Below are 16,105 nucleotides of genomic sequence, written 5' to 3'. Positions count from 1 at the left end.
GCGGGTAGCGATTTAAGCTACTCGTTAGTGAATCGAGACTAGATAGTGAAAGCTATCTAGTTTTCATTTGGAATGGGTTACCAGTCCTTTTGAGAAGACCCTACAGGCGGCGACAAGGAATACTTGCGTCGTCATGGAACAATAATCCCTAACAGGGAACATAGACGGAATATCAAAATGAATTTGCATGAATATCAAGCCAAACAGCTGTTTGCAGAATTCGGTTTGCCGGTACCGGAAGGTTACGCGTGCGACACTCCTCAAGAAGCTGCAGAAGCGGCTGGTCGCATCACGACAGCGAAGAAAGTAGTAAAATGTCAGGTTCACGCAGGTGGACGTGGTAAAGCAGGTGGTGTTGAACTACATGATGATAAAGAGGGCGTAAAAGAATTCGCTCAAAAATGGCTTGGTAAAAACCTAGTAACTTATCAAACAGATGCGAATGGTCAGCCTGTAACAAAGATTCTTGTTGAAGAAGCATCAAACATCGCAAACGAACTGTACTTAGGTGCTGTTGTTGATCGTGCAACGCGCAAGATTGTTTTCATGGCATCGACAGAAGGTGGTGTGGAAATCGAAAAAGTTGCAGAAGAGACACCAGAGTTAATTCACAAAGCAGCCATCGATCCACTCGTAGGTCCACAAGCTTACCAGGGCCGTGAGCTTGCGTTTAAACTGGGTCTTGAAGGCGATCAGATTAAACAGTTCGTGAAAATCTTCATGGGCCTAGGTGATATGTTTGCTAAGCATGATCTTGCTTTGCTTGAAATTAACCCATTGGTTATTACGGGTGAAGGTAATCTTCTTTGCCTAGATGGTAAGATCAATATCGATTCTAATGCTCTTTATCGTCAGCCTAAACTTCGTGAAATGCACGATCCATCACAAGAAGATGAGCGTGAAGCTCATGCCGCACAGTGGGAACTAAACTATGTTGCACTTGATGGTAATGTTGGCTGCATGGTAAACGGTGCTGGTTTGGCAATGGGTACAATGGATATTGTTAACCTTCATGGTGGCAAACCAGCAAACTTCCTCGATGTTGGTGGCGGTGCGACTAAAGAGCGTGTTGCTGAAGCATTCAAAATCATTCTTTCTGATGACAACGTTAAAGCTGTTCTTGTAAATATCTTCGGTGGTATTGTTCGTTGTGACATGATTGCAGAAGGCATCATAGGTGCAGTGAAAGAAGTGGGCGTAAATGTCCCAGTTGTTGTTCGTCTAGAAGGTACAAATGCGGATCTAGGCCGTCAAGTACTTGCTAATTCTGATGTTGATATCATTGCTGCAGAGTCATTAACTGATGCAGCTCAGAAAGTTGTTGCTGCTGCGGAGGGCAAATAATGTCTGTACTAATTAATAAAGACACTAAAGTCATTTGTCAGGGTTTTACTGGCGGTCAGGGAACATTCCACTCAGAACAAGCGATTGCTTACGGTACACAGATGGTTGGTGGTGTTTCTCCTGGTAAAGGCGGACAAACGCATTTGGGCCTACCAGTATTTAACACAGTACGTGAAGCTGTTGAAGCAACTGGTGCGACAGCGACAGTTATCTATGTACCAGCGCCCTTCTGTAAAGATGCAATCCTAGAAGCGATTGATGCAGGGATTGAACTTATCGTTACAATCACTGAGGGTATTCCAACTACCGATATGATTGATGTTAAGGTGAAGCTAGAAGAAACAGGCGTTCGCATGATCGGCCCTAACTGTCCAGGACTTATTACTCCAGACGAGTGTAAGATTGGTATCATGCCAGGTCATATTCATAAGAAAGGTAAAGTTGGTATTGTTTCTCGCTCTGGTACGCTAACGTACGAAGCAGTAAAACAAACTACAGACGAAGGATTTGGTCAGTCTACTTGTGTTGGTATTGGTGGAGACCCTATTCCTGGCTCTAACTTCATCGACATCTTGAAGCTTTTCCAAGAGGATCCTGAAACAGAAGCGATCGTTATGATCGGTGAAATCGGTGGTACAGCTGAAGAGGAAGCAGCAGCATTCATCAAAGAGAATGTAACTAAGCCTGTTGTTTCTTATATTGCTGGTGTAACTGCACCTCCAGGTAAACGTATGGGACATGCTGGTGCAATCATCTCTGGTGGTAAAGGAACAGCAGAAGACAAGTTTGCTGCACTTGAAGCTGCAGGTGTGAAGACGGTTAAGTCTCTTGCTGACATCGGTAAAGGTCTACGCGAAATTACTGGCTGGTAAGTTCGATACAAAAAATAAAAGGCTTGATTTTAATCAAGCCTTTTTTATTGAAGTGCCTTAGCTATTGTTTTCCAAAACGAAGTTCAAGGTATTCAATTCTCTTAACGAGGTTTTGAACGGTTTTCTCGAGCTCTTTAATCCGTTCATTATTGTCGGGCTCTTTAAGGGCAACTTCAATTTTGGGTACTTGTGAGGTACTTTTCCAACGCTTAATTGTTGTAATCAAAGCTGGCATTGGAACTTTTACAGACAGACGAGCTTTAACAAGCGCAACGGTCGGTTCTTTTCCTTCATCGCGCAAACGTTCTAGGATTGTTTGTAATTCGTTGCTTACATCCTGAGAGAGCATAAATAAATCCTTTCGTTTGAGGCCAATTTTTTAAACCCTGTGTGGTGGTAAAATGATATCGATTACAGTGAAACCTCGGAAGATAATCTTACCTTGATAGCAGTCATCTCCCATTGAAGAGAACTCAAAATTGTATTCAGAATGCCAGTACCATGTTTTTGTTGGTGATTTTAATCTGTGAGCTTTGAGTGCTACGCTAAGCAGTTGTAAATTTAATTCTTTGCACTTTCGACTCGCGACAAGTTTCGCTAATTCAGCTTGGCGACGTTGTTGCCAAAAAATGAAGCACACCGCTGCTAGTAGGAGTACTATAAAAATATCCGTCATCATAATATTACGCCTTGGCCGCTTTCTGAAGATTCAGCATTGCTTGAGTGAGTTCTTCTGATGGATTCGAGTGCAGCAGTGGCAACATAATCAACCTTAATTCTGGCAACATGACTAAGTCTGCAAAAAGCTGGTTAAAGAGTATTTGGTTATTTGTTTGTGCCAGTCTCAATAGGAAAGCTTCAGCTCTTTGACTGTTGTTCACCCAATGCCAGCAGCGTCCTGCAATCGCTATAAGCACTTCTTGATGGCTAAAACGAGCAGAAGAGAGAATGTTATCTAAAATGGGTTCACCAATCTCACTATCAGCACCAGATAGTGCCCGGGTAAGCGCACTGATCAGAAATAGATCGGGCTCATTAGATGCCATTTCATTTAGGATTAGGGTTGAAAGCTTTTGCGCAATTTTATTTGGTATAAGTGTGTGTTCTAAAGCACCAAGTAATGCATAAAGAGGCTCACTGGGTAAATTCCCAAGTGCTCTTAGAACTTTGACTCCATTTTGTTCCTGCCCCAAGCGTGCGCAGATGTCCGTTATTCCTTGTAGGCCGACGGCTTGCCATTTTTCCCAACCGAGCTGACCTGACAAATAGTGCTGAGCATGCTCATAATATTGACTACATGGTAGTGATAGATGGGCGCGAATTTGACTATGAAAAACGGCTAATTTGTCTTCGGCTGGTTTGTAAGTATATGGATTAGCCGACAGCTTTTCTTGTTGTTCTGGTGTTATGTCATGAGTGACACGAGTACCCATAGCTTCTACTACAAGCTTGATGAAATTACCGATATCTGATTGTTTTATTAATCCGCGTTCATCCAATTCGAACTTAAGAAACCAGATCCAAGGTTGTCTATGTTGATTCCAATATGCAATCGCAAGTTGCGCTTTACGCTGAATTGCATAGGGGTATGGCTGAAGGCCTTTCTCTACCGAAGAAAAAGTTTTGTTGTCGATTATTTTTACTCTTCGACCTAGATCGTAGACTTGATATTGGCAATCACTACCAGTAAGAAGCTCGCTTAAAGTGTGAATGGTTTCCATAAGTGAATTGTCCTAACTTGATTCTCTATATAAATGGTATTCTACGCGTAATTTTCAAGGTGATGACCCAAGATAAAATGACAAGTAAGAGAAATTTATGCAAATTATTGGCTGAACTAGAGTTACAAATGAAACGAGTTGCTCTTTGGCAAGCTGAACCTCCAGATGCAGAGTACTTGGTGAGTCAACAGCCATTTGCAATGGATAGGTTAGAGCCAAGCGAGTGGCTACAGTGGGTCTTTATTGAAAAACTTCGCCATCAGATAGGCGAAAATCTGCCCATTCCAGAGCAGTTTAATATCAGTCCTTATTTTGAACAATGCTGGCAGGGCGACTCGAGATATTTACCGATATTACTAATACTGAAAAAAATCGATAAAGGGGAAGGTGAATGCTAGAGATTGTTTTCCAAGATGACTACTTTGTGGCGGTCAATAAACCTGCTGGCATGTTGGTTCATCGGAGCTGGCTTGATAAACACGAAACTCAATTTGTTATGCAGACGCTCAGGGATCAGATAGGACAGCATGTTTTTCCTCTTCATCGTCTCGATAAACCGACCTCAGGGGTTTTAATCTTTGCTCTATCGAGTGAGATAGCATCTAGCGTTATGCCGATGTTTGCCAATCATGAGATGAATAAAACCTATCACGCCATCGTGCGCGGTTGGATCGAGCAAGCTGGCGTATTAGATTACCCATTAAAAGTTGAGCTTGATAAAATCGCTGATAAACATGCAACTCTAGATAAGGAGGCTCAGGATGCTATTACCGATTATCAACCTATTGCCAAAACTGAACTTCCTATTGCGATGGGGAAATTTCCGACAACACGTTATTGCATGATGGAATTGAAACCGCGAACAGGACGTAAGCATCAATTACGGCGTCATATGGCGCATCTAAGGCACCCCATCATAGGAGATACGAGTCATGGTGATGGTAAACACAACAAGCTATTTAGGCACGAACTTGACTCTCATCGCTTGCTTTTACACGCGTCATCACTTTCATTTATCCATCCTTTTACGGGCGAGAGTGTGGTTATTAATGCAGGTCTTGATGAAACATGGGCAAGATTAGCAGAGGTGTTTGATTGGCTGTTACCACAAAATTAAAAAAAGCCCTGTATGGGCTTTTTTCATCATTGCATGTAGTTTTGAATACTTTTTTCAATACCCTTCGCATCTAAGCCGAGTTCTTCGTAAAGCTCTTCTTGTGTGCCTTGGTGAATAAACTTATCGGGTAAGCCTAGGTTTAGAACAGGCTTAATAAGTTTTTCCTTCATCATAAATTCAACAACACCAGAACCAGCGCCACCAGTTATGGCATTCTCTTCAATAGTGACAATTACATCATGGTCTTGGACAAGCTGTCTGATAAGGCTTTCATCAAGTGGCTTTACAAAGCGCATATCTGCCACGGTAGCACCAATGTTTTCAGCAGCTTGTAGGGCACTATGCAAAAAAGTACCAAAACTGAGTATCGCTATTTTTTGGCCTTGGCGGAGTATTCTGCCTTTACCGATTTCTAACTGAGTAAATTCTGACCCGGTGTCAACGCCAATACCGGATCCTCTCGGATACCTCACAGCAGATGGGCCTTTATGTCGGTGGCCTGTATATAGCATCTGACGACATTCATTTTCATCGCTGGGTGCCATAATGATCATGTTGGGTATGCATCGCATAAAACTAAGGTCAAAAGCACCTTGGTGAGTCTGACCGTCTGCTCCGACTAAACCAGCCCTATCAATAGCAAACATGATAGGTAAATCCATGATTGCAACATCATGGATAAGCTGGTCGTATCCTCGCTGCAAGAATGTCGAATAAATAGCGACGATAGGATTGTTACCACCAATCGCCATACCCGTTGCCAAAGTAACGGCGTGCTGCTCGGCTATAGCGACATCAAAGTATTGTTCAGGAAACTCTTTAGAGAATCGAACCATACCTGACCCTTCTCTCATCGCCGGTGTAATTGCCATAAGTTTGGGATCGAGAGCAGCCATATCACAGAGAAAATCACCAAAAACACTGGAGAATGTCGGTTTCTTTCCTTTTACTTTAGGCAGGGTATCATCGCTTGGAGCGAACTTGGGCACGGCATGATAACCAATAGGGTCTTTTTCTGCGGGCTCATACCCTTTACCTTTTTTAGTCATTATGTGTAAGAACTGAGGCCCTTTAAGTTCTCTCATATTTTTGAGTGTTTTTACCAACTCTGTGACATCATGACCATCAACGGGGCCGATGTAATTGAAACCAAGCTCTTCAAAGAGTGTTCCAGGAACAACCATACCTTTGAGATGTTCTTCTGTCCTCTTAACAAGTTCTTTTATCGGCGGTATGCCAGATAGGACTTTTTTACCACCCTCTCTGATAGAGGTGTACAGGTTACCAGATAATATTTGCGCAAGATGGTTGTTGAGTGCGCCAACGTTTTCTGAAATGGACATCTCATTATCGTTTAGTATCACGAGCATGTCAGAATGAACATCACCCGCGTGGTTCATCGCCTCAAAAGCCATGCCGGCCGTGATAGCGCCATCACCGATGACACTAACTATTCTTCGACCTTTATCTTCTCTTTCTGCACTAATGGCTAACCCAAGAGCTGCACTAATGGAGGTTGATGAGTGTCCGACTGAAAGTGTGTCGTACTCACTTTCTGCGCGCCAAGGGAATGGGTGTAATCCATCTTTTTGTCTAATCGTGGTCAGTCTGTCACGTCTTCCCGTTAATATCTTGTGGGGGTAAGCTTGATGGCCAACATCCCAAATAAGCTTGTCGTAAGGGGTGTTATATACGTAGTGAAGTGCAACTGTTAGCTCTACCGCGCCTAGTCCTGAAGCGAGATGACCACTAGATTGACTAACAGAATTTAAAAGATAGGTACGTAATTCATTACACAAAGTGGTTAGAGATTCTTTGGGTAAGCGTCTTAAATCCTCAGGCGTATCAGCCTGGGCCAGTATTGGATATTTTGAAATATCAAGAGTCATATGTTTGCGCGCTATATGTGTTATTTCTTGCGCTCGATGACGTATCGGGCGAAATCTTCGAGTATTTGGGTTTCGTGAGGAATGCTGTCTAAAGAACGAAGCGCATCCTCTAATAAATTTTGGGCTTTCGTCTGTGAGCCTTTGAGTCCTAACAAAGAGGGATAGGTGCTTTTGTTTGCCTTGATATCCGAGCCTTGTGGTTTGCCCAATGTATCGGTATCACTAACCAGATCAAGTATGTCATCTTGAACCTGAAATGCTAGACCGATAGCTTCAGCGTACCTATCGAGATGAGTGGCTGTAACATCGTCAAGGCTCCCGCAAGAGAGCGCACCGAGTTTAACCGCTGCCTTGATCAATTCACCCGTTTTATTAACATGAATAGCTTCTAACTGATTCAAACTGACACTTTTCCCTTCAGCATTGAGATCTAAGGCTTGTCCTAGGCACATTCCTCTGGCTCCTGATGCATTAGCCAAAACTTGCACCATTTTTATACGGTTTTTTTCTGCCTTTGGGCTCAGTTTGCCTTCAGATAGTATAGTGAATGCTAGAGTTTGAAGGGCATCACCTGCGAGTATTGCTGTTGCTTCATCAAATTGCATATGGCAAGTCGGATGTCCACGGCGCAGGTCATCATCATCCATTGCTGGAAGGTCATCATGAATGAGAGAGTACGTATGAATGCATTCTATTGCTGCTGCCGCAGTATCAAGGTCTTCAACTGCAGAACCCAAAATTTGTCCTGTAGCGTACACTAGGAAAGGTCGAACTCTTTTCCCTTCGGATAGCAAGCTATATTTCATTGCTTGAACTAAACTCAGATCGGGATGGCCAAGAGTTTCAAGCCATTTCTCTAGCTCTAAGCTATTTCTTTGTTTAAGAGAGGTGAAAACCTCATTCATGACTGACATGCTGTGTAACTACTGTTCGGACTTAGTATTGAAATCAGATAACGGAGCAGAATCATCATTCTGTAATAAAATATTGACACGCTGCTCAGCATCAGACAATTTTAATTGGCCAGCTCGCGCGAGAGAGATGCCTCTTTCGAAGCTTTTTAATGCATCTTCTAGGGACAAATCACCATTTTCGAGGTTAGTTACTATGGTATCTAACTCTTCGATGGTCGCTTCGAAGGCCATGTTTTCTGGTTTTTTGCTCGCCATAATGTTCTTATATAAATAAAGATTCACGAAAGTTACCCTAGCAGCTATTAATGGTCAAATTTAACCTTTAAAAATGATAAGAAAAATAGAGCTTAGCACCAATTGCAGTAGACGAAGCGTCGGCCGGTAAGTACTGGCAATGAGGCAAAAAATCATAACTTTGGTATTAATTTGAAGGCGATACCAATAAAAGACTAAAGATCTTAAGCCGTTGCCGATATAATTTGGTAGTGGATTAGATACAATGTGAGGAGTTCACTGTGGATTTAGCAACGCTAGTAGGGCTGATAGGTGGCTTTGCTTTCGTCATCATGGCAATGATACTGGGTGGCAGCATTACAATGTTTATCGATGTTATTTCGATTCTCATCGTTGTGGGGGGCTCAATTTTCGTCGTCATGATGAAGTTTACTATGGGGCAGTTTTTTGGCGCAGGAAAAATTGCTGGTAAAGCTTTTATGTTTAAATCCGATGAACCTGAAGACCTAATCGCTAAAGTCGTAGAAATGGCAGATGCGGCTCGTAAGGGTGGGTTTCTCGCATTAGAGGAAATGGAGATAACCAATAGCTTCATGCAAAAAGGCATTGATTTATTAGTTGATGGCCATGATGCAGATGTCGTTCGTTCTGCACTACAGAAAGATATTTCACTGACTGATGAGAGGCATGACTCTGGATGTAACGTTTTTCGTGCTTTTGGCGATGTATCGCCAGCCATGGGTATGATAGGAACATTGGTTGGTTTGGTGGCGATGTTGTCTAACATGGACGATCCCAAGTCTATCGGACCGGCGATGGCTGTTGCGCTCTTAACAACCTTGTACGGAGCGATTCTATCCAACATGATTTTCTTCCCTATTGCAGATAAGCTATCTTTGCGTCGTGAGCAGGAAAAGTTAAATCGTCGTCTTATTATGGATGGTGTCTTGGCTATTCAAGATGGTCAGAACCCGAGAGTGATAGACAGCTATCTTAAAAACTATCTCAACGAAGGCAAGCGTGCACTCGATGTTGATAATGAATAGGTGGGGCTATGGAAGAAGAAGAAGCGTGTAAATGCCCCCCCCCAGGGCTTCCACTATGGATGGGTACATTCGCTGACTTGATGTCTCTTTTAATGTGTTTCTTTGTTTTATTGCTCTCATTTTCTGAGATGGATGTTCTTAAGTTTAAACAAATCGCGGGTTCTATGAAATTTGCGTTTGGTGTTCAGAACCGTCTAGAAGTTAAGGACATTCCTAAAGGAACCAGCGTTATTGCTATGGAGTTCAGACCTGGTAGGCCAGAACCAACCCCGATTGATGTTATCATGCAGCAAACAATCGACATTACTCAACAAACGGTAGAGTTTCACGAAGGGGAATCGGATCGTGCAGGTGGTATGCAGCGTGATCAGGGTAAAGAAACTGGCGGACAGTCGACCGAAACTTCTACTGAAACGAGTCAGGAAGCTGATTCGCAAAGCCAAGAAGAACAACAGCAACAACAGCAAGAGTCACAGGAGCAACAGCAGCAGTCTGAATCATCGGAGCAACTTGAAACCGTCGCAGAAAATATTAAACAAGCTTTAGAAAGAGAAATTGAGCAAGGGGCAATGGAAGTTGAAAACCTTGGTCAGCAGATTGATATTAGGATTCGAGAAAGAGGTGCTTTTCCTGAAGGTTCGGCTTTTCTTCAACCTAAGTTTAGGCCTTTGGTTCGCCAAATAGCAGAGCTTGTAAAAGATATACCGGGTGTTGTTAGGGTGTCAGGTCATACTGATAATCAACCAATTGATTCTGAACTTTATCGTTCAAATTGGGATTTGTCGGCTCAAAGGGCGGTCTCCGTTGCACAAGAAATGGAAAAAGTGCGTGGCTTTAAACATGATAGGTTGAGAGTCAGAGGCATGGCAGATACTGAGCCTTTAGGTCCTAATAAGACAGAAGCTCAAAGAGCGCTCAACCGAAGAGTGGAAATCAGTATTATGCAAGGGAAGCCGCTCTTGAGCGAAGAAGTCCCTTCATTACCCCAAAATTAAAAAGGCGAGCTGTGAGCTCGCCTTTTCTCTACTTGATGCATGATGTATAATCCAGCGCTTTTGAGAATGCAGATAATAAATATTTTGCATAATCAGCCAGAGCCTCAACTATGCGTGCAGTCAACTTGTGAAGTGAATTATGAAATTTATTGTTAAGCCCCACCCCGAAATTTTTGTTAAAAGTGAATCTGTGCGTAAGCGCTTCACAAGGATTCTAGAATGTAATATTCGCAATATGGTGAAAAATCGGACGCGTTCTGTTGCCGTTTTCAATCGTCGCGATCATATTGAAGTGACCGCTCCTTCCTCAGAGTATTACCAAGAAACTTTGACAATTTTGACTCAGACACCCGGTATTCATCATGTCTTAGAGGTAAAACAATCAGAGTTTACCGACCTACATGATATTTATGAGCAGGTTTTAGCGCTTAATGGTCCACTTATTCGTGGCAAAACGTTTGCTGTTAGAGCAAAACGTCGAGGTAAACATGACTTCAGCTCATTAGAGCTGGAGCGTTATATTGGTGGTGGCTTAAATCAGGCGATAGAGGATGCAAGTGTTAAGCTTAAGAACCCTGACGTTACTGTTAGCCTTGAAGTTGCTAGTGAAAAGCTCAATTTGGTAATTGCTCGTCACAAAGGTCTTGGAGGATTTCCTTTGGGTACTCAAGAGGATGTCTTGAGTTTAATTTCCGGAGGCTTCGATTCTGGTGTGTCAAGCTACCTTCATATCAAACGAGGCTCAAAAGTCCACTACTGCTTCTTCAACCTGGGCGGCTCAGCGCATGAAATAGGTGTAAAGCAAGTTGCTCATTACTTGTGGAGTAAGTACGGTTCTTCTGCGAAGGTACGTTTCATTTCTGTCGACTTTGAACCTGTTGTGGCGGAAATTCTTGAAAAGGTCGATGACGGGCAGATGGGGGTTATCCTTAAAAGGATGTTTATGCGTGCTGCAGGGATTATCGCGGAAAAATTTGCTATTCAAGGTCTGGTGACTGGTGAGGCGATAGGCCAAGTATCAAGCCAAACGCTTACTAACTTGCGACATATAGATGGTGTGACCGATAGACTGATTTTGAGGCCGCTAATTAATTGGGACAAAGAGGATATCATTAATCTCGCTCGCGAGATTGGTACGGAAGATTTCGCAAAAACAATGCCTGAATATTGTGGTGTGATTTCTAAAAAGCCTACTGTCAAAGCGATTAAAGAAAAATTAGAGGAAGAAGAAGCCAAATTTAATTTTGAGATCCTTGAGCAAGTTGTGCGAGATGCCGTGCTTATGGATATTCGAGATATCGCAGAAGAAACTGCTCAGAGTGCTCCTGAAGTGGAACAAGTTGAAGCTGTTGAACAAGGTGCCGTGGTACTTGATATTCGTAGTCCTGAAGAAGAAGAAGATAATCCTCTCGAAATTGATGGTGTTCAAGTTAAGACAATACCTTTCTTTAAATTAGGCACTCAATTTGGTGATTTAGACCAGTCAAAAGTCTATTTACTGTATTGTGAGCGTGGTGTTATGAGTCGACTCCAAGCTTTATATCTTCGTGACCAGGGATTCGAGAATGTAAAAGTCTACCGCCCCTAAACAGTCTATTTCGTGAAAAAACGCAAGCCTAGAGTGCGGCTTGCGTTTTTTTTATATCTTTATTCTAGTGAATTCTAGTGAATTCTAGTGAATTCTAGTGAATTCAAGTGACAAGGCCTACTATCGCCGTAAATAAGCCTTTAAATTACAAGCTACTTTCGTTGAGAAAAACGGTTTACAGTTGTCTAGGTACGAGGGGCAGTAGAGAATTTGAGGTATATTGATAAAAAAACACCGCCTTATAGGCGGTGCTAAAAAATTTGACAGACAGGTCAAAATAAATACAGGAAGTATATGTTCCGATTCTTTTGGAAACGAAACTGGTAGAAACCTACCGAACTCGAAATACGAGTTTTGCAAACACAACATCGCAACAAAATGTCAATTGATTCAAAGAATCAAGCCGTTCTGACTCCTTGCTGCGAGATGAAATATAGAATTTCTCTGGCTCTCTAGCAATGGACAATTTATAATGTTTCAGATTAAAAAAACTAATCCATTTTAATTTGAGTTCAATTTATGTCCAGACGACTACCACCGTTAAACTCACTTAAGGTGTTTGAAGCTGCGGCGAGACACTTAAGTTTCACTCGTGCTGCTGAAGAGTTATTTGTTACTCAAGCGGCAGTAAGCCATCAGGTTAAAGCACTTGAAGAGTTCCTTGGTCTTAAGTTATTTCGACGTCGAAATCGGTCTCTACTTTTAACCGAGGAAGGTCAAAGCTATTTTTTAGATATAAAGGATATTTTTACTTCAGTAGCGGAAGCTACTGATAAAGTACTAGAACGTAGTGAAAAAGGTGCTTTAACAATAAGTTTGCCACCTAGTTTCGCTATCCAATGGTTGGTGCCACGTTTGGCCGACTTTAACCAACAGGAGCCTGATATTGATGTCAGGATCAAAGCTGTTGACATGGATGAGGGATCTTTGACTGATGATGTTGATGTAGCCATCTATTATGGAAGAGGTCAATGGCCGGGTTTACGCGCTGATAAATTGTATCAAGAATATTTAATTCCTCTTTGTTCTCCTTCCTTGTTGATGAGTCAAAAATCATTAGAAACTCTAAGTGATCTTAAAGAGCATACCTTGTTACACGATACATCAAGAAAAGATTGGAAACAGTTCGCCAAGCAGAACGGAATTGAAGGTGTTAATGTTAACCATGGACCCATTTTCAGCCACTCTACTATGGTTTTGCAAGCGGCGGCTCATGGGCAAGGGGTTGCTTTAGGCAATAATGTTTTAGCACAGCCTGAAATAGAAGCTGGACGACTGATTGCCCCTTTTGATGAAGTTCTCGTTTCGAAAAATGCTTTTTATGTGGTGTGCCATGATAAACAGGCAGACATGGGGAGAATTGCGACTTTTCGAGATTGGATGTTGAGCAAGGCCCATAGTGAACAAGAGGTCCTCCTTGATGACTAAATATCTACAAGACGGAAACGTGGGAGACCCTATCTTTATTTTTGCCCATGGTGCTGGTGCGGGCAAGGATCATCCTTTCATGGAAACCATGGCTCGTGAAATAGCCAAAGGTGGTATTCATGTTGTCAGATTTAATTTTCCATATATGGAGAAACGCTTGGTTGATGGTCGTAAAAGACCGCCTGATAGGGCACCGGTACTTTTGGATACATATCGTGAGGTCATCAATGATTTTCAATCCGATGCCCCAATATTTATTGGTGGTAAGTCCATGGGTGGAAGAATGGCGAGTTTAGTCGTCGAGCAAACAAAAGTGTCAGGGTTAATTTGCTTGGGTTTTCCCTTTCATCCACCTGGAAAGCCCGAAAACTTTAAAGGAGATCACCTTAAATCTATCTCCATTCCGAGTTTAATCATTCAAGGAGAGCGAGATACTTTTGGTAAGCGTGCAGAGTTCGAAGATTTCAGTCTGTCTGCGGCGGTCGAGACACAGTTTATTGCCGATGGTGATCACAGCTTTAAGCCGAGAAAAAGCTCAGGTTTAACAGAACACGAAAATTTACTTTGTGCTGCTCGGCTAGTGCAGCGTTTTATAATGGAGCAATCTAGTGAAAGCTAAGAATTTTTTGGCGTTAGGTGGTGTAGGCGCAGGTAGTGCAGTAATTCTTGGCGCATTTGCTGCCCATGCACTAAAAAAAGCCATACCTCTAGAAATGGTCGAGGTGTTTACCACTGGAGTTCATTATCAATTGATCCACTCAGTTGCACTCATTCTTTGCGGTCTCTTGCTTAATCAAGGCGCTAGCTCAGATTCACAAAAGTATTTCGCTCGCGCAGCAATTTGCTTTATTATCGGCATCTTTTGCTTCAGCGGCAGCCTTTATGGCCTCACGTTAACAGATAGCAAATGGTTAGGGCCAGTGACACCGCTCGGTGGCACTTTATTTGTTGTGGGGTGGGGGATGTTTGTTTTTGCATCACTGAAATTAAATGAGGTTTCACAGTGAAACAGTTAATGCTGTATTGCCGATCCGGCTTTGAAAAGGAATGTGCAGGAGAGATCCAAGACCGAGCGACTCAGCTGGAGATATTTGGTTTCCCTCGCCTGAAAAAAAATACCGGCTACGTCCTTTTTGAATGCTACCAAAATGAAGACGCAGAGAAGCTAGTGAAAGACCTAGACTTTAAATCTCTCATCTTTGCTCGGCAAATATTTGCCGTAGCTATCGAAATTAAAGATTTGCCAAAAGAAGACCGCATTACACCTATCCTAAGTCAATTATCTGATATCGAAAATATGCCTCGGTGCGGTGACATTCGAATCGAAACACCGGATACAAATGAAGCTAAAGAATTGCTTAAATTTTGTCGTAAATTTACCGTACCAATGAGACAAGCGTTAAGAGGAAAAGGCATTCTCCTCAAGCGAGATGATGATACTAAGAACGTTCTCCATATTTGCTTTGTAGCATCAGGACATTGCTTTGTCGGCTATTCGCTTCCTGAGAACAACTCGCCGTTTTTTATGGGAATACCTCGTCTGAAGTTCCCTAGCGATGCACCTAGCCGCTCTACTCTAAAATTAGAAGAAGCTTTCCATGTCTTTATTCCTAAGGATCAGTGGGATCAGAGACTGGCGTCAGGTATGTGGGGAGTAGATTTGGGAGCATGTCCCGGAGGGTGGACTTACCAACTCGTGAAAAGATCCATGTTTGTTCATTCAGTCGACAACGGAATGATGGCGGATAGCTTGATGGAAACGGGTCAGGTCAAACATCATCAGGAAGATGGGTTTAAGTTTGAACCAGCTCGAAAAAATATCACTTGGCTCGTTTGTGACATGATCGAAAAGCCGTCAAGAGTTGCTCAACTGATGGGTGAATGGATTATCCGAGGATGGGCCAAAGAAGCGATATTCAATCTCAAGTTGCCTATGAAGGGCCGCTATGACGAGGTTTTGGATGACATTGAAAACTTGAAAATATTTTTAAAAGAAAGCGGTGTGAAGTTTAGACTTCAAGCAAAACACCTTTATCATGACCGAGAAGAAATTACGGTACATGTACAAAGTCTGTCAAACATCTCTCCTCGATAATTTGTGAGCGCTCGACTTAGAGCGCTCTTTCTTATTGATTCAGGCCAAATTTGCTCCTGATTCCATCGTCTGACCCGAATATCGTATATCTTGTAAGTTAAATCCTAGTTTGATGTCTGTTCGAAGCATTGCGACTTTCTTGCATACAGTTGCCAGCTCAATATTGTCCGTCAGTTTTTTGCGGTACTTTCCGGCGAGCTCTTCGCTTTGCACTGCAGATTCAATATTGACGAACTGTGCCAATATCTCTTTCGCAGCTTTTGGCCCTAAGCCTGGAACACCTGGTACTTGGCTAGAGCTTATACCAACTATTCCCCAATAGTCACTCAGTTGACTTGGCCTTACTCCAAACTCCCTTTCAATAAAGGGCTCATCTAGCCACCTATTTTGAAAATAATCTCTAATTTGAAGGGTTGGTGATAATAACTGACAGTATCCTTTATCCGTAGAAATGATAGTCACTTTTTCATGCCTTCTCGCGACTTTCATCGCCAGTGTTGCAATCAAATCATCAGCTTCATCACCCTCTGATACAAGCGAGTCTATGCCGATTTCCCACCAAGCTTCTTGGATAGATTCGAGTCCAACAAGCAATGGTTCTGGCATAGGCTTACGATTGGCCTTATAGCTCGTCAGTAATTCTGCTCTCCAACCTCTGTGTTGAATATGATTGTCATACACAGCGAGTACATGCGTTGGCTCAGATTCGGAAATAATGCGCCTGAGTGTGCGACAAGTCGTGGTTATTGTCCTGTTTATGTCGTTTGGATCTGGCTGTGCCGAATGGACTCGGCGTATGAGATTTAAAGCGTCGATAATAACAAGATGAATAGACATGTTCATAAAAAATAAGGGCAGTTAG

General features: G+C 42.5%; 18 protein-coding genes. 11 read left to right on the top strand and 7 right to left on the bottom strand.

The genetic code is table 11. The annotated features are described in order from the left end of the window. Positions 1-177 precede the first annotated feature (177 nt). Both sucC and sucD read left to right on the top strand, forming a co-directional pair. The gene (gene sucC / locus RH40_RS18315; protein WP_009603186.1) at positions 178-1,344 is read left to right on the top strand and encodes an ADP-forming succinate--CoA ligase subunit beta; all 1,167 of its coding nucleotides are present in this window, start codon (positions 178-180) and stop codon (positions 1,342-1,344) included. After that, positions 1,344-2,216 (top strand): succinate--CoA ligase subunit alpha, encoded by an 873-nt coding sequence (gene sucD / locus RH40_RS18310; protein ID WP_005476019.1) that lies wholly within the window; start codon positions 1,344-1,346, stop codon positions 2,214-2,216. The genes sucC and sucD overlap by 1 nt, the downstream gene beginning before the upstream one ends. 61 nt (positions 2,217-2,277) lie before the next feature. On the opposite strand, the gene RH40_RS18305 is transcribed toward sucD, so the two are convergent. From RH40_RS18305 to RH40_RS18295, 3 genes are read right to left on the bottom strand one after another with little or no spacing between them, the layout of a single operon-like run. Next, the gene (locus RH40_RS18305; protein WP_009603185.1) at positions 2,278-2,565 is read right to left on the bottom strand and encodes a hypothetical protein; all 288 of its coding nucleotides are present in this window, start codon (positions 2,563-2,565) and stop codon (positions 2,278-2,280) included. A 30-nt stretch (positions 2,566-2,595) separates the two neighbouring features. Continuing rightward, on the bottom strand, positions 2,596-2,895 hold the full coding sequence (locus RH40_RS18300; RefSeq protein ID WP_009603184.1) for a DUF3301 domain-containing protein: 300 nt from the start codon (positions 2,893-2,895) through the stop codon (positions 2,596-2,598). Positions 2,896-2,899: 4 nt separating this feature from the next. After that, complete coding sequence (locus RH40_RS18295) at positions 2,900-3,937, bottom strand: DUF3549 family protein (RefSeq protein ID WP_009603183.1); 1,038 nt, start codon at positions 3,935-3,937, stop codon at positions 2,900-2,902. 62 nt (positions 3,938-3,999) lie between these two features. Between RH40_RS18295 and RH40_RS18290 the strand changes: the two genes are divergently transcribed. Both RH40_RS18290 and truC read left to right on the top strand, forming a co-directional pair. Beyond that, entirely contained in the window at positions 4,000-4,335 is a 336-nt protein-coding gene (locus tag RH40_RS18290) for a YqcC family protein (RefSeq protein ID WP_338131538.1), read from the top strand. After that, positions 4,329-5,054, top strand: coding sequence for a tRNA pseudouridine(65) synthase TruC (gene truC / locus RH40_RS18285; RefSeq protein ID WP_009603181.1), 726 nt, complete (start codon positions 4,329-4,331; stop codon positions 5,052-5,054). Before RH40_RS18290 ends, truC begins: the two co-directional genes overlap by 7 nt. A gap of 26 nt (positions 5,055-5,080) precedes the next feature. Here truC and dxs read toward each other — a convergent pair whose 3' ends face one another. Genes dxs through xseB form a run of 3 tightly spaced genes read right to left on the bottom strand, consistent with a single transcriptional unit; the run spans position 5,081 to position 8,112 of the window. Continuing rightward, entirely contained in the window at positions 5,081-6,943 is a 1,863-nt protein-coding gene (gene dxs / locus RH40_RS18280; RefSeq protein ID WP_009603180.1) for a 1-deoxy-D-xylulose-5-phosphate synthase, read from the bottom strand. Between the two features lie 20 nt (positions 6,944-6,963). After that, on the bottom strand, positions 6,964-7,848 hold the full coding sequence (gene ispA / locus RH40_RS18275; protein ID WP_009603179.1) for a (2E,6E)-farnesyl diphosphate synthase: 885 nt from the start codon (positions 7,846-7,848) through the stop codon (positions 6,964-6,966). A gap of 18 nt (positions 7,849-7,866) precedes the next feature. Then, positions 7,867-8,112 carry an exodeoxyribonuclease VII small subunit gene (xseB, locus tag RH40_RS18270; RefSeq protein WP_009603178.1) on the bottom strand — a complete coding sequence of 82 codons (246 nt, stop codon included), beginning with the start codon at positions 8,110-8,112 and terminating at the stop codon, positions 7,867-7,869. Positions 8,113-8,372: 260 nt separating this feature from the next. Here xseB and pomA point away from each other — a divergent pair, with 260 nt between their 5' ends. The 7 genes from pomA to rlmM all read left to right on the top strand — a co-directional run bounded on the left by pomA (position 8,373) and on the right by rlmM (position 15,243). Next, positions 8,373-9,137 (top strand): flagellar motor protein PomA, encoded by a 765-nt coding sequence (gene pomA, locus RH40_RS18265; RefSeq protein ID WP_009603177.1) that lies wholly within the window; start codon positions 8,373-8,375, stop codon positions 9,135-9,137. An 8-nt stretch (positions 9,138-9,145) separates the two neighbouring features. Further along, positions 9,146-10,132 (top strand): flagellar motor protein MotB, encoded by a 987-nt coding sequence (locus RH40_RS18260; protein ID WP_009603176.1) that lies wholly within the window; start codon positions 9,146-9,148, stop codon positions 10,130-10,132. A 139-nt stretch (positions 10,133-10,271) separates the two neighbouring features. Further along, positions 10,272-11,720, top strand: coding sequence for a tRNA uracil 4-sulfurtransferase ThiI (gene thiI, locus RH40_RS18255; RefSeq protein WP_009603175.1), 1,449 nt, complete (start codon positions 10,272-10,274; stop codon positions 11,718-11,720). Positions 11,721-12,239: 519 nt separating this feature from the next. Continuing rightward, entirely contained in the window at positions 12,240-13,148 is a 909-nt protein-coding gene (locus RH40_RS18250) for a transcriptional regulator GcvA (protein ID WP_009603174.1), read from the top strand. Continuing rightward, positions 13,141-13,767, top strand: coding sequence for an alpha/beta family hydrolase (locus RH40_RS18245; protein WP_009603173.1), 627 nt, complete (start codon positions 13,141-13,143; stop codon positions 13,765-13,767). The genes RH40_RS18250 and RH40_RS18245 overlap by 8 nt, the downstream gene beginning before the upstream one ends. After that, on the top strand, positions 13,757-14,155 hold the full coding sequence (locus RH40_RS18240; RefSeq protein ID WP_009603172.1) for a DUF423 domain-containing protein: 399 nt from the start codon (positions 13,757-13,759) through the stop codon (positions 14,153-14,155). Before RH40_RS18245 ends, RH40_RS18240 begins: the two co-directional genes overlap by 11 nt. Further along, positions 14,152-15,243 (top strand): 23S rRNA (cytidine(2498)-2'-O)-methyltransferase RlmM, encoded by a 1,092-nt coding sequence (gene rlmM, locus RH40_RS18235; RefSeq protein WP_009603171.1) that lies wholly within the window; start codon positions 14,152-14,154, stop codon positions 15,241-15,243. Before RH40_RS18240 ends, rlmM begins: the two co-directional genes overlap by 4 nt. 39 nt (positions 15,244-15,282) lie before the next feature. Here rlmM and xni read toward each other — a convergent pair whose 3' ends face one another. Then, a complete protein-coding gene (gene xni / locus RH40_RS18230; RefSeq protein WP_009603170.1) occupies positions 15,283-16,080 on the bottom strand; it encodes a flap endonuclease Xni in 798 nt (265 codons plus the stop codon). Positions 16,081-16,105: the final 25 nt, after the last annotated feature.

It is taken from the genome of Vibrio caribbeanicus ATCC BAA-2122, assembly GCF_000165125.1.
In the GTDB taxonomy this organism is placed as follows: Bacteria; Pseudomonadota; Gammaproteobacteria; order Enterobacterales; family Vibrionaceae; genus Vibrio; species Vibrio caribbeanicus.
Note: the sequence above shows the minus strand (reverse complement) of the source record. Positions and strands in the feature narration are given on the sequence as shown.